The following is a 13,266-nucleotide window of genomic DNA, read 5'->3' on the forward strand; positions in this document are numbered from 1 at the left end:
GCCCACGCGATGAAGTCCCGGATCGCGGCATCGATCTGGTTGATCCACTCCATGGGCGGCTCATTGCCGTTTCGTGGCGGGTACGGCGGCCGGAATTCACGGTCCAGGCCTGCCGCGCGCGGCGGATCCGGGTATCCCCCTGGCTGCCCCTGATCTTTCGGGACCCAGGGCGGTCCGGGCAGGTCGGCAGGGCTCACTGGGGCTGATCCGGGGACTGCGGGGACTGCGGGGACTGCGTGGGGCACGGCGGAGCTGCTTTCCCCTTCACCACAAGGGCAACAGCCGCCCCTGCCATGCTCGACGCATCGTCCGCCCAGGCAGCTGCGGCCGGTGCAGCGGTTTGTAGCCGCGCGGATCGGCTCGTGCGGCGGTGCGATCTGGAGCCCCGGCCACCGGGATTCGGGATTTGTCTGGGCTCGCCGGTAACGTGGAGCAACGATGAGCACCCCACTCGACCTCCAGTGGCAGAGCGATCTACCGCACCACGGATCGCTGCAATCGGACGAATCCGGGCGCGCCTCGCGGTCCGGTCCGGATCCGGACGCCCTGCTCGCTGGTCTGAACCCGCAGCAGCGCGACGCCGTGGTGCACACCGGCTCGCCGCTGCTGGTGGTGGCGGGTGCCGGATCGGGCAAGACGCGGGTGCTGACCAACCGGATCGCGTACCTGCTGGCGGGGGGCGCGCACCCGGGCCAGATCATGGCGATCACCTTCACCAACAAGGCCGCGGCCGAGATGAAGGAACGCGTCGTCGAGTTGGTGGGTCGGCGGGCCAACGTGATGTGGGTGTCGACGTTCCACTCGATGTGCGTCCGGGTGTTGCGCCGCGAGGCTAAGGCGCTGGGCCTGTCGTCCAACTTCTCGATCTACGACTCGGACGATTCCCGGCGGCTGATCACCATGATCGCGCGGGAGCAGGACCTGGACTCCAAGCGCTACCCGGCGCGAATGCTCGCGGTGCACATCTCGAACCTGAAGAACGAACTGCTGTCCCCGGAGGTTGCCGCCGAGCAGGCGGGCAGCGACATGGAGCGCAAGGTCGCCCAGGTCTACGCCGCCTACCAGCGCCGCCTCGTCGACTCCAACGCGATGGACTTCGACGACCTGATCATGCGCACGGTCGAACTGCTGCAGGAGCACCCCGCGGTCGCGGAGTACTACCGGCGGCGCTTCCGGCACGTGCTCGTAGACGAGTACCAGGACACCAACCACGCGCAGTACGTGCTGGTGCGCGAGCTGGTCGGCACCGGGGCGACCGACATTGGCATCGAACCTGCCGAGTTGTGCGTGGTCGGTGACGCGGACCAGTCGATCTACGCCTTCCGGGGCGCGACGATCCGCAACATCGAGGAGTTCGAGCGCGACTACCCGCAGGCCAGGACGATCCTGCTGGAGCAGAACTACCGCTCCACGCAGACGATCCTGTCCGCGGCGAACGCGGTGATCCGGCGCAACCCGAACCGGCGCGACAAGCGGTTGTGGAGCGACGCCGGGGACGGCGAGCAGATCGTCGGCTACGTCTCGGACAACGAGCACGACGAGGCGGCGTTCGTCGCCGGCGAGATCGACCGACTCGTGGACGAGGGCGGCGCGACGTTCAACGACATCGCGGTGTTCTACCGGACGAACAACCAGTCCCGGGTGTTCGAGGAGGTGTTCATCCGGCTCGGCCTGCCGTACCGGGTCGTCGGCGGGGTGCGCTTCTACGAGCGTCGCGAGGTGCGGGACGCGCTGGCCTACCTGCGGGTGCTGGACAACCCGGACGACACGGTGAGCCTGCGTCGCATCCTCAACGTGCCGAAGCGCGGCATCGGGGACCGGGCGGAGGCCGTGGTCGCCGTGCACGCCGAGCAGGAGCGGATCCCGTTCGCCGCTGCGCTGCGGAAGGCGGCGGCTGGGCAGGTCTCGCTGCTCAACACCCGGGCGCGCAACGCCATCGCGGGTTTCGTGGCGCTGCTGGACGATCTCCATGCGGTCGCGGCGGAGTCCGATGTCGCCGAGATCCTGGAGCAGGTGCTGGAGCGCACCGGCTACCGCGCCGAACTGGAGGCCAGCGACGACCCCCAGGACGCCACGCGGGTGGAGAACCTGACCGAGCTCGTGACGGTCGCGCGGGAGTTTGCCGAGATCCAAGCGGGAACTCCGGTCGGCGAGCCCGCGGCCGAGGTCGACCCGTCAGCCGAGGCCGTGGTCGCGGCCGCGGTGCCAGCGGCGGAGGACGCGGAGGAGGCGGCGCTGGGGCTGCCCGCCGACGACTCGCTGTCGGCGTTCCTGGAGCGCGTCTCGTTGGTGGCGGACGCGGACTCGCTGCCCGAATCCGGCGACGGGGTCGTAACCCTGATGACCCTGCACACCGCGAAGGGCCTGGAGTTCCCGGTGGTGTTCTGCACCGGCTGGGAGGACGGGGTGTTCCCGCACTCGCGGGCGCTCGGCGACCCGGCCGAGCTGGCCGAGGAGCGACGGCTGGCGTACGTGGGCATCACCCGCGCCCGGCAGCGGCTGTACCTGTCGCGGGCGCTCATGCGTTCCGCGTGGGGGCAGCCGATGACCAATCCGGCTTCCCGGTTCCTCACCGAGATCCCGGACGAGCTGATGCACTGGCGCCGGATCGAACCGGAGCGCGCCGCCCCGCAGGTGCGCAGCACCTGGGGCAGCCGTGGCGGTTTCGACCGCACCGGCTCGGATTCGGCGCAAGCCGGGCTGGCGGCGCGCGGCATGCGCAGCACCGGCATGAAGGGCTGGAAGGACACCGTCTCCATCAAGCTGGCCGCCGGTGACCGGGTCACCCACGACAAGTACGGGCTGGGCACGGTGCTGTCCACGGAGGGCGAGGGACCGCGGGCCACCGCGACGATCGACTTCGGCAGCTCCGGCACGGTCCGCTTGATGCTGATCGGCAGCGTGCCGATCAGCAAGCTCTGATCCGCGGCGGGAAGTTCATTGTCCTAAGCAGACGGTGTTCGGGTTCGCGTGGAACAACTGGCGCCCGAGCGAGCATAGGCGCTGCGTTAGCAGCAGAACGACCTCGCGAGAAACGTCGTGAGCGAAACCCGGGCAGTCGTTGACGAGTTCCAACGCAGACTGGGCAACGGTGCGACCGGTGCGTTGACCGACCTCTTCGCGGACCGCATCGAGCGGAACATCCACGGTGCGGAGGGAGTGTCGTGGACGGGGCGCCGACCCACGAGCGGAAGCAGTGGCGTTCCCCGCATCGCTTCCTACGCGTCTCCAGCCCGAGGAGTTCGCTGTGGATCGGATCCTCATCGACGGGACGGACTCTGCCGCATGCGGCAGATCGTGCGAGTCACCGGCAAGCCATTCGTCACGCCCTTCGCCTTTCCACTCGCTTACATCCAGGCAGGCCGGGGGTGCTTGGGCTCGTAGAGCCCGATCTCGGCACCGCTGGGCAGGCGGAGGGCGGTGAGCAGTCCCCAGCCCTCGTTGCTGACCGGGCGGGTGATCTCGACGCCGCTCTCCTGCAGTTCACCGATGGTGATCGCGATGTCGTCGCACATCAGGTAGAGCTGGCAGGTGGGCTCACCGTGGGTGGGGTGGGTGGCGAGTTCGGCGGGCGGCAGTCCGAAGATCAGCCACCCGCCCCCGGTGTCGACGGACTCGAACCCGAGCACGTCGCGTAGGAACGCCCGATCCCGCTCGGCGTCCCGGCTGAACAACAACAAGTGCGCCCCGTTGATCATCGCCACCACCTCCTGACGAAACCGTGCCACGTCGGAGGGCAGGCCGCTCCACGAGATGCGAGCGCGTCGAGCGGGCATCTGCAGAGGCGTGCGGGCAGCGCGTCCCACAGCGCGATCAGCGCCTCGATGCGCTCCGACCGCGCCGGGTCATCGTCGCAAGCGAGGACTACGCGGTGGATCTGTGCTCGCTGAGCGAGTGCGGAATGGCGCGCTTGTCCGGGTAGTGCTGGTACACCGAGCCGATGGAGATCCCGGCCCGTTCGGCGATGCGATTCGTCGTCGCGCTGAGCCCTCAGCGCTGGAAAACCCGAGCAGCCGACTCCAGGATCACCTCGACGGTTTCCTGAGATCGTTGTTGGCGCGGCGAGGCATCGACCCGCGCTCGGCGGCGGCCCGAGAACGGACCGCGCGGACGCCTGTTCTGGGGCGCTTGTCCCGGCCGCTGCCGCAGCTCGGATCCCAATACCGGTGCGGTGGCTTGCGAATATGCGCGGGATGAGCGGCTGCCGCGAACTCGTGGATCTAGTGATCGCCGATGAACCCGGCGGCGGGAATTCGATGCCGCTGGGCTCCTGCGCACCTTCCTGGCATCGGCTCCGGCGGTGGAACCGGAGCACGCCAAGGTCGTGATGGCGCACCCCGCCGAGGACGCCTGGACACCGGTGGAGTTGAGCTGGCCGTACTTCGACCGGATTGCGTGGCCAAAGGAACTGGCCACGCTGTCGGGTGCCGGGACACTTCCCGATCGAGCCGCCCGGCGTGCACCGGTACTTGGACTTGGCGACGTCCTGCTGAGTCAGAAGCGGTAGCGGAGTATCCGGCCCATGCGGCGGACGGCGTTGATGCGCCCGGACGCGCGGATGGCGGCCCGCACCGGCCGCGGGTAGCGGTCCAGCTCCGGCGCATCGGTGAACGACCACTCCGTGACCAGCTTCAGCCCGGGCACGCTGAGTTCCAGAGACTGCGGATCGTCGATGCCCCAGTGCAGGTGCGCCCCGGCGTGCACCACCGCCGGGTTGAGCCGGTTGGACAGCCGGACCCCCAGGCTGCTGAAGGCGTCGAAGAGCAGCTCCCCGCTGGGGAAGTGTTCGGCGATGCGGTGCAGCAGCGCGAGACCGTCCACCTCGTACAGGTACATCGTGAGTCCTTCGGCAACCACCAGCACCGGCCTGTCACCGGAGATGCCGTCGAGTAGGTCGGGCGCGGTCACCGATGAGCCGATGATGTGGTGGTGCGGGCGTTCCGGGAAGAGGCGCCGGCGCAGCTCGATGACGTCGGGCTGGTCGATGTCGTACCACTCGACCCCCTCCGGCGGGTCTATTCGTTCGAACCGGCTGTCCAGCCCGCAACCCAGGTGCAGGACGGTCATGCCGGGCCGAAGCGCCTCCTCGACCCATCGGTCCAGCGCATTGGCGCGCATCGCTACCGAACCCGCGTTGCGCGCACCCATCTTGAACTTGCCGAAGTCGAAGTCGATGCGCTGCACAACCTCGTCGGCGTACCGGTCGCCGAGCATAGGTTCGGCCGATCGGTTGTCCAGCGCGCGCAGGTAGAGCGTCGCGAGCATGGTCGCCTGCGCCCCGGTCAGCGCGACCTTCTCCTGGTGCTCGTACTCGAAGCTGTAGCGCAGCAGCCGCATGGCCCTGCGCAGCGGCGGGAAGGCGTTCATGAACTTCGCGATCGCCCGGTCGGTCGCGTCCATCTTCGCCAGGCCCGGCATATCCATCATCGGCAGTTCCTGCCGCAGCCGGAAACCGGGGACGCGCATTTCGAGGGCGAGCGGATCGCCGATCCCCCAGTGGAACTCGGCACCGGTCCGTTGCAGGAACCAGGAGTAGCGGGCGGCCCGGATGGTCCACGGCAGCACCGCGTCGAACATCATCTCGCCGACCCCGAAGCGCTCGACCAACCGCCGCAACAGGTCCACGCCGTCCGCTTCGGTCAGGTACATCGTCAGTCCCTCGGCGATGACCAGCGTGGGCCGCCCCGTCGGGATCTCGTCGAGCCAGTCCTGATCGGTCACCGATGCCGCGATCGTGCGGTAGTTCGCCTGGGCCTGCGGGTAGAGCCGGTTCCGCAGTTCGATCACGTCGGGCAGGTCGATGTCGTACCAGTGTGTGCCAGCGGGGATGGTGAGCCGAAACGCTCGGCTATCCAGGCCGCACGCCAGATGCAGCACCACCGCGTCGGGGTGTTGCGCGAGGTAGCGCGCCGCCCAGTCGTCGAGCTGCTTGGCCCGCAGGACCACCGCCATCCGGTCCCCGGAGCCGAGGTGCAGGCTGCGGAAGTCGAAGTCGATGCGGTCGAGCAGTCGATCCGCGGTCTCGTCGCCGAGCACCGGGTCGGGCCTGCGGTTGTCCAGGGCCCGGGCGTGGAGGGGGCCGAGGAGCGTCTGCTGTGCGCCGGTCAACCGGATTTGTTCGGTTCGTTCGGTCACGCGCTCAAGCTACAGTAATTTCACAAACTCGTGAAATAAAGAAAACGTCAAAATCTTTCAGGTGATGGATGCGGCTGGTGAGGATCGGAACATGACGGGAGGCTCCGGCCACGAGGTGCCGCGGTTCGTCGAACGGTTTGCCCTGGACCTGACTGGGGCTGGCTTCCCGCGCATGGCGGCGCGTGTGCTCGCGAGCCTGCTGGTCGCCGACGAGGGGCGGCGGACGGCAGGCGAGCTGGCCGAGGTCCTGGACGTGAGCCCGGCCGGGATATCAGGAGCGGTCCGCTACCTGGTGCAGGTCAGGCTGGTGGTGCGGGAGCGCGACCCCGGCGAGCGGCGAGACCACTACCGGGTGCTCGACGACGCCTGGTACGCCAGCATCATGCAGCGCGATGCGGAACTGATCGGCTGGGAACGCACCCTCGCCGAAGGCGTGGCCGCGGTGGGCGCGAGCACGCGGGCGGGGCTGCGCCTCGACGAGACACGGCAGTTCTTCGAGTTCCTCCGCGCCGAGATCCCGAAGCTCATGCAGAAGTGGCACCGGCAGCGACGGCCGTAGCCGCGCCTCCGGCGCCATACCGCGAGGTCCGGGGCCTCAGGTTTTGTCTTTCAAGCGGCGCCAGCCGCTTGGCCCACTCTCGCAACCACCACCGCTGCGGATTCTCAGACGTCGTCTGGCGAGGACAGCCCCGGTGTCGTGAGTTTTTGGCATCCACGAGTCGGGGATCCCGGCGTCCAGACGGCGTCTGAGGTTCCGCTGCCGGTACCGCTGCGCAAACCGGGCTGGGGTGCAAGGTTCACGCGGGGGAGATGCCCCGGGCCTGCATCCAGGGCAACGGGTTGATCTTCTTGCCGCTGGTGTTCCACACCTCGAAGTGCAGGTGCGGGCCGGTGGAGAAGCCTCGGTTGCCCATGGTGGCGATCTGGTCGCCGGCCTTGACCTTGGTGCCCTGCTTGGCCGTGATGGTGTTGACATGGCCGTAGACGGTGATCGTGCCGTCCTCGTGCTGGACCCGCACCCACAGGCCGAAACCGCTAGCCGGGCCCGCCTCGATCACGACGCCGTCGGCGACGGAATAGATCGGGGTGCCCTTGGCGTTGGCGATGTCGATGCCGTAGTGCGTGGTGCCCCATCGGCCACCGAAACCGGAGGTGAATGTGCCGACGGCGGGGATAACGTACTTGGGTGCCCGCGCCGCTTCCTCGGCGGCGATACGGGCCGCGTCGCGCTCCTGGGCGATCCGCTCGCTCTTCGCGAGCTTCTCCATCTCGGAGCTGACGTCGGTGGTCTTCGCCACCGGGAGCATCGCCGGGGCCGGGGCGCTGCCGCCCACTCCGGTGTAGGTCTGCTCGGCCATCGCGGTGTTGAACGAGGCTGAAGCGTCAGAGGGATTGAAGTCGTCGTGGTCCGGGGCGGCGTGCCCTTCACCTGCGGCCATCGATTGCCCGGCCGCTGCGAAGGCGCCAGCGGCGACAGCGGCGACGACCACGCGGCCGCGCCACACCGATGAGGGTGAGAAGCCCCGGGTCTTCGCCGGACTGCTGGAGGGGTCGTCGGGGGACGCCTCCGCGTAGCCCGGAGAGTGTTGTTCGCCGCCGGGGGAGCGGTGTCGAGCCAATGCCTGCCCTTCCGTCTCGGGGAGCCGGATCACGTTCCGGGGCGGGGATCCCGGAGGCCGGTCGGGGAACCGGCTGAAGGTTGTCCTTCGTGATCAGACCGTGACAACGGACCGGGGGACAGTAACCAAGCTGATCCCCTAGGGGCAAATCCCCGTCCGTGGTGTCTTGGACACGGAGTGTGTTCGGAAGATGGTCCACGCGCCTCATTGTCAGGCGTGCGCGGATACTGGGCGTGGTCGTCGCGCAGCGAAGCTGCCTGCGGCTTCGTGATCGATGCGGGGCGGTTCGATCGGGCCATGGCGGGCTTCGGGGTGCCTCGATCCAGGCGGCTCTCGGCAGTTTTGCGTGACGCGAGTCACACTCGAAGAGCCGCTTGATGGGCAACTGCAAGTGCTCCGTTCGGTGGGCCCTAGGGGATGTCCCGGAGGATGCGACCGGCGGGTGGCGTTCGCGCCCGGGGTTGCTAGCGTCTGCGCGGTGACTGCCCGGCCCGACCTCCCGTCCGGCGGTTCCTCGGCTCCCGCCACGAATCCGCAGCCCGAACCCGATCCCCCGGTGCGACTGGCAGCGGCGATCGTCGTCGCCGCTGCCAGCTCCGTGCTCGTCGGCCTGGGGCCGCTGCTCGGGCTCGTCGTTCCCAGCGCTCCCGCCGCATTCCTGGCATGGCCGCTCCTGCTGGTGCTCGCACTGCTCGCCCCCGCGATGGCGTTCGTCTTCGCGCGGCGCGGGCGGCTCGGGGCGGCAGCAGCCGTGCTCGTCGGCCCAGCGGCGCTCGCTCCCGGCCGATTGGTGCTGGACCTTCAGTTCGTCGTCGATGCGGGGCTGGCCACCCGGCCCGAGCTGCTCCGGGTGGAAAGCCTCGACTCCTTCGCCCCGTCGACCGGGGTCTGGTTGCTGATCGCCGGGCACGTCGCGGCGATCGTTGCCGGTTTCTTAGCGGTCCGGGGTGTCGAGCACGGCGATGAGGGCACCGGCTCGCACCGGCAGGGCCTGCTCACGCTCGTGCTGTGTGCCGGCGTGATCGCTGCCGTCGGCGTCCTGATGGCGCCGTTCGTCTCCGACGATCCATATCTACTGCCGAACCCGGCTCTCGACGGACCCGTGGTGGTGCTGATCGGCAGCTTCCTGCTCGCCGTCGCAGCGCCGAGCGCCGCCGGATTCCTGGCGGGCTCCCCCGACCCCGAGTTCGCCCGCGGCGGGCTGCTCGGCGTGGCCGCCGCGGTGGCCTGCGTGGTCGTGCCGCCACTGGTCGCGGCGGCGGCGCTCGACGACATCCAGTTCGCCTGGGGGCCCGTGTTCGGCCTGGTCGCGGCGATCGCGTTGGTGGCCCTGGCAGTGCCAGCGGGACGAGCCGGCTCCGCCGAGCCGGCCGACGACCTGCGCCTGCCCGCGCTGACCCGGTTGATCACCATCTCGGCGGTGCTCGCGCTGGTAGCCGGCGCATTGGCGCTGCTAGCGGCGGCGGTGCCGCGGGTGGAGATGCCCTACGGGCTGCGCGACCCGTCGCCGTACCCGGCGCGGATGCTGTGGTCGGCCGGGTTCCTGCTGGTGGTGCTGGGGGTCGGCCTGCTGCTCCCGCGCGCCTCAAGGTGGCTTCGCCCGATGCTGCCGGTGGTCTGGGTGGTAATCCCGTTCGCGGCGGCTGGCGTGCTCGACGCGGTGTTTACCGCGGTGCAAGCCGCGGACGCGCAGGCCGGAATCGGTGCCTGGGCGGCCGGGATCGCGGTGCTGTTCGCCGCGCTCGCGGCGGTCGTCGCCGGCATCGCCGGTGCGGTGGAGCGCGACGAGGTGGATCTCACAGAGATGGCGATGCACCGGTTGGTGTTGTTCCCGTCGCTCGTCGCGCTGCTGCTCGCGGCCGGTGCGTTCAGCTTCCCGGTGGTCACGGCCCCGGACTACGCGGCGCCGGGGGTGTTCACCGACTTCGGGACGACGTCCTGGGGCCTGGTAGTCGCGCTGGCCGCAGTGGTTGGTGCTGCGGTGTTGGCGCCCATGTGCCGGCCCACCCGTGCTGCGGCGCTGCTCATCGGAGCTGCGCTCGTCGTGGTGGTCCGGGTCCTGGAGTTCCCGCTGACCGCCGAGCGGTTCCCGCGCTCGGCGCCGGGCCCGGGGCTGTGGTTCGGCGCGGCCTGCGCGGTCGTGTTGTTTGTCACCGCCCTCGCCGCGGCCCGCGTGCCGCAGGACCGGCACTGACGGGGGGCTTGTCGGTTCAGGGCCCGCGAGTGCTTTTCGAATGCCGTCGCCCCAATGCGCTTACGGCCCACGACCAGTGGAAACGTCCATCCGGGCCGCGAACTTGAGACTGCGCCGAATTCCCCGATCTGCCGTCTTGCCGACGCCGGAAGAGCGGTCGAGAATGCGTGGCACATCGTCATGGTGCGCTGTTCCGTTCGTCACCACGGACGTCGATATCGAGCCTGCGGAGCAGGCGAATCCCCGTGCTGGACGGTTCGACCAGGCCTAATGCCCAGCCTCAGGTGAGGCAGTTCACCAGGTGCGCCGCCCCATGCGTCGTCGCAGGTCGATATCGTCACCCAGTCCGACACCGACGTCGCAGGAGAGTCGAGTGGACCTGTACGAGTACCAGGCGAAGGAGCTCTTCGCCTCCCACGGTGTGCCGACGCTGCCCGGCGCCGTGGTAACCGAGCCGCAAGGGGCCAAGGCAGCCGCCGCAGAACTGGGCGGGCCCGTCGTAATCAAGGCCCAGGTGAAGACCGGGGGCCGCGGTAAGGCCGGCGGCGTGAAGCTGGCCGAGAACCCGGATGAGGCCGAGACCAAGGCCGAGGCGATCCTCGGTCTGGACATCAAGGGCCACATCACCCGTAAGGTGCTGGTCACCACCGCCTCCGACATCGCCGACGAGTACTACTTCTCGTTCCTCCTCGACCGCGCCAACCGCAACTTCCTCGCGATGGCCTCCGTCGAAGGCGGCATGGAGATCGAAGAGGTCGCGGCGACCAAGCCCGAGGCGCTGGCCAAGATCGCGATCGACCCGGTCGAGGGCGTCGACCAGGACAAGGCGCGGGAGATCGTCACCGCCGCCAAGTTCCCGGCCGACGTCGCCGACCAGGTCGCCGACGTGATCGTTGCGCTGTGGGAGACGTTCGTCGCTGAGGACGCCACGCTGGTCGAGGTCAACCCGCTGGTCAAGGACCCTCAGGGTAAGATCATCGCGCTGGACGGCAAGGTCACCCTCGACGAGAACGCCGCGTTCCGCCAGGCCAAGCAGGCCGAGCTGGTGGACAAGGAAGCGGAGAACCCGCTCGAGGCCAAGGCCAAGGAGAAGGGCCTCAACTACGTCAAGCTGGACGGCGAGGTCGGCATCATCGGAAACGGTGCCGGGCTGGTCATGTCCACCCTCGACGTGGTCGCCTACGCCGGTGAGAAGCACAACGGTGTGAAGCCGGCGAACTTCCTGGACATCGGCGGTGGGGCCTCCGCCGAGGTCATGGCCGCGGGCCTGGACGTCATCCTCGGCGACCCGGCCGTGAAGTCGGTGTTCGTCAACGTCTTCGGCGGTATCACCGCCTGTGACGCGGTTGCCAACGGCATCGTGCAGGCGCTGAAGATCCTCGGCGACGAGGCCACCAAGCCGCTGGTCGTCCGCCTCGACGGCAACAACGTCGAAGAGGGTCGCCGCATCCTGGCCGAGGCCAACCACCCGGTCGTGACGATGGTGGACACCATGGACGGTGCGGCCGACAAGGCCGCCGAGCTGGCTGCGGGGGCATGAGGCCATGGCTATCTTCCTCAACGAGAACAGCAAGGTCATCGTTCAGGGCATCACCGGCTCTGAAGGCACCAAGCACACCGCTCGGATGCTGCGCTCCGGCACCGACATCGTCGGCGGCGTGAACGCCCGCAAGGCCGGGCAGACCGTCGAGATCGAGGGCAAGCAGCTCACGGTCTTCGGCACCGTCAAGGAGGCCATGAAGGAGACCGGCGCCGACGTGTCGGTCGTCTTCGTGCCGCCGAAGTTCGCCAAGGACGCCGTGATCGAGGCCATCGACGCCGAGATCGGCCTGGCCGTGGTCATCACCGAGGGCATCCCGGTGCACGACTCCGCCTACTTCTGGGCGCACGCCAACGCCACCGGCAACAAGACCCGGATCATCGGGCCGAACTGCCCGGGCATCATCTCGCCCGGCAAGTCCAACGCCGGCATCATCCCGGCCAACATCACCGGCCCGGGCAAGATCGGCCTGGTGTCCAAGTCGGGCACCCTGACCTACCAGATGATGTACGAGCTGCGGGACATCGGTTTCTCCAGCGCCGTCGGCATCGGTGGCGACCCGATCATCGGCACCACCCACATCGACGCGCTGCAGGCCTTCGAAGACGACCCGGAGACCCAGGCCATCGTCATGATCGGCGAGATCGGTGGGGACGCCGAGGAACGGGCGGCCGACTACATCAAGGCCAACATCACCAAGCCGGTGGTGGGCTACGTGGCCGGTTTCACCGCGCCGGAGGGCAAGACCATGGGCCACGCGGGCGCCATCGTCTCCGGTTCGTCCGGCACCGCCGCGGCGAAGAAGGAGGCACTGGAGGCCGCCGGGGTCAAGGTCGGCAAGACGCCGAGCGAGACCGCCAAGCTGATGCGCGAGATCGTCAAGGGCTGAGCCCCCGATCTTGGCACATCGTTTTTCGGGGCCGGACGCCTTCGGGAGTCCGGCCCCGAAGGCTTTCTGAAAGCTTTTGGGCGAAGCGGACGGCGGAACATCGAGGACCGCCCCGACGTCCGAGGTCTTGCGGCGGTGCCGGGGCGTGCGCCCGGCCGAGATCGTCGGCAAGTCCCGGTTTTGCGGTCTTCCGGCACACCGAGCCCGGTTGATTCGATACCGTCAGCAAGCTCCGCCCCCGAGTGTTCAAGCGAGGAGTCCGTCCAGCCATGTCCGCGCCCTTCCCCCGAAAGTCGCCGCCGGCAGCCCAGGGAAGCTCCGGCGTTTCGCTCGGTCTCAACGAGATGCTGGCCCTGGTGGCGGCAGGCGCCGGTCTGATCGGCTACCTGATCGGCTTCTTCGGCGGAGTAGCAGGGGTCGCGATCGGCAGCCTCGTCGGTTTTTCCCTGATCGTCTCCGCGTCGCTGGCAGGCCTGCGGTTCCTGCCGAAGACGCCGAACGCGCTGTTCGCCGCCGCGCCGCTGTCCGCCTACGCGACGCTCGCGCTGCTGCAGGATCTGGTCGGCGGCACCTCGGGCGGGATCGTCGTGGTGCTCCTGCTGCTGTCGATCGCGCAGTTGGGTGCTGTGGTCGGCATCCTGCTGATCGAGGCTGGCATCGTCAACGCGCCGTCGAAGCCCGCGCAGCCTTCCAAGCCGCCGTTCGGAGCGCCCGGCACGTTCCAGCCGGGCAAGCCCGGTGGCCCGTCCGGCCCCGGTGGCCCGTCCGGCCCCGGGGGGCCCGGTGGACCGAGCGGACCTAGTGGACCTAGTGGACCTAGTGGACCTAGTGGACCTAGTGGACCTAGTGGACCTAGTGGACCTAGTGGACCTAGTGGACCTAGTGGACC

At 69.0% G+C, this 13,266-nt stretch carries 10 protein-coding genes and 1 pseudogene; 7 read left to right on the forward strand and 4 right to left on the reverse strand.

What is annotated here, in order from left to right; all coding sequences use genetic code 11:
* Window positions 1-438 precede the first annotated feature (438 nt).
* Window positions 439-2,922 carry a UvrD-helicase domain-containing protein gene (locus ACWDKQ_RS10525; protein ID WP_450138484.1) on the forward strand — a complete coding sequence of 828 codons (2,484 nt, stop codon included), beginning with the start codon at window positions 439-441 and terminating at the stop codon, window positions 2,920-2,922.
* A gap of 425 nt (window positions 2,923-3,347) precedes the next feature.
* On the opposite strand, the gene ACWDKQ_RS10530 is transcribed toward ACWDKQ_RS10525, so the two are convergent.
* Together ACWDKQ_RS10530 and ACWDKQ_RS10535 are read right to left on the reverse strand one after the other, a co-directional pair.
* Window positions 3,348-3,698, reverse strand: a complete 351-nt coding sequence (locus ACWDKQ_RS10530) for a VOC family protein (RefSeq protein WP_450138485.1) — start codon at window positions 3,696-3,698, stop codon at window positions 3,348-3,350.
* 166 nt (window positions 3,699-3,864) lie between these two features.
* A pseudogene (locus ACWDKQ_RS10535) lies at window positions 3,865-3,972 on the reverse strand (TetR family transcriptional regulator); the annotation flags it as partial.
* A 328-nt stretch (window positions 3,973-4,300) separates the two neighbouring features.
* Between ACWDKQ_RS10535 and ACWDKQ_RS10540 the strand changes: the two are divergent.
* Window positions 4,301-4,507, forward strand: a complete 207-nt coding sequence (locus tag ACWDKQ_RS10540) for a hypothetical protein (protein WP_450138486.1) — start codon at window positions 4,301-4,303, stop codon at window positions 4,505-4,507.
* Here ACWDKQ_RS10540 and ACWDKQ_RS10545 read toward each other — a convergent pair.
* Window positions 4,495-6,135, reverse strand: coding sequence for a class I SAM-dependent methyltransferase (locus ACWDKQ_RS10545; RefSeq protein ID WP_450138487.1), 1,641 nt, complete (start codon window positions 6,133-6,135; stop codon window positions 4,495-4,497). The two genes, ACWDKQ_RS10540 and ACWDKQ_RS10545, sit on opposite strands and share 13 nt — an antisense overlap.
* Before the next feature lie 91 nt (window positions 6,136-6,226).
* On the opposite strand from ACWDKQ_RS10545, the gene ACWDKQ_RS10550 reads away from it, so the two are divergent.
* Window positions 6,227-6,694: a GbsR/MarR family transcriptional regulator gene (locus tag ACWDKQ_RS10550; protein ID WP_450138488.1), complete on the forward strand. Its 468-nt coding sequence runs from the start codon at window positions 6,227-6,229 to the stop codon at window positions 6,692-6,694.
* A gap of 238 nt (window positions 6,695-6,932) precedes the next feature.
* Here ACWDKQ_RS10550 and ACWDKQ_RS10555 read toward each other — a convergent pair whose 3' ends face one another.
* Entirely contained in the window at window positions 6,933-7,754 is an 822-nt protein-coding gene (locus ACWDKQ_RS10555) for a M23 family metallopeptidase (RefSeq protein ID WP_450138489.1), read from the reverse strand.
* 442 nt (window positions 7,755-8,196) lie between these two features.
* On the opposite strand from ACWDKQ_RS10555, the gene ACWDKQ_RS10560 reads away from it, so the two are divergent.
* The 4 genes from ACWDKQ_RS10560 to ACWDKQ_RS10575 all read left to right on the forward strand — a co-directional run.
* Window positions 8,197-9,948 carry a hypothetical protein gene (locus ACWDKQ_RS10560; protein ID WP_450138490.1) on the forward strand — a complete coding sequence of 584 codons (1,752 nt, stop codon included), beginning with the start codon at window positions 8,197-8,199 and terminating at the stop codon, window positions 9,946-9,948.
* 373 nt (window positions 9,949-10,321) lie between these two features.
* Window positions 10,322-11,488, forward strand: a complete 1,167-nt coding sequence (gene sucC / locus ACWDKQ_RS10565; RefSeq protein WP_450138491.1) for an ADP-forming succinate--CoA ligase subunit beta — start codon at window positions 10,322-10,324, stop codon at window positions 11,486-11,488.
* A gap of 4 nt (window positions 11,489-11,492) precedes the next feature.
* Entirely contained in the window at window positions 11,493-12,377 is an 885-nt protein-coding gene (gene sucD, locus ACWDKQ_RS10570; protein ID WP_450138492.1) for a succinate--CoA ligase subunit alpha, read from the forward strand.
* Window positions 12,378-12,646: 269 nt separating this feature from the next.
* A partial coding sequence (locus ACWDKQ_RS10575) for a DUF5336 domain-containing protein (RefSeq protein ID WP_450138493.1) occupies window positions 12,647-13,266 on the forward strand: 620 nt, incomplete at its 3' end.

Source organism: Saccharopolyspora sp. NPDC000995 (assembly GCF_053599315.1).

Coding starts and splice junctions, on each gene's coding strand:
- ACWDKQ_RS10525 (WP_450138484.1), top strand. CDS start 439: ATGAGCACCCCACTCGACCTCCAGTGGCAGAGCGATCTACCGCACCAC.
- ACWDKQ_RS10530 (WP_450138485.1), bottom strand. CDS start 3,698: ATGATCAACGGGGCGCACTTGTTGTTGTTCAGCCGGGACGCCGAGCGG.
- ACWDKQ_RS10550 (WP_450138488.1), top strand. CDS start 6,227: ATGACGGGAGGCTCCGGCCACGAGGTGCCGCGGTTCGTCGAACGGTTT.
- sucD (WP_450138492.1), top strand. CDS start 11,493: ATGGCTATCTTCCTCAACGAGAACAGCAAGGTCATCGTTCAGGGCATC.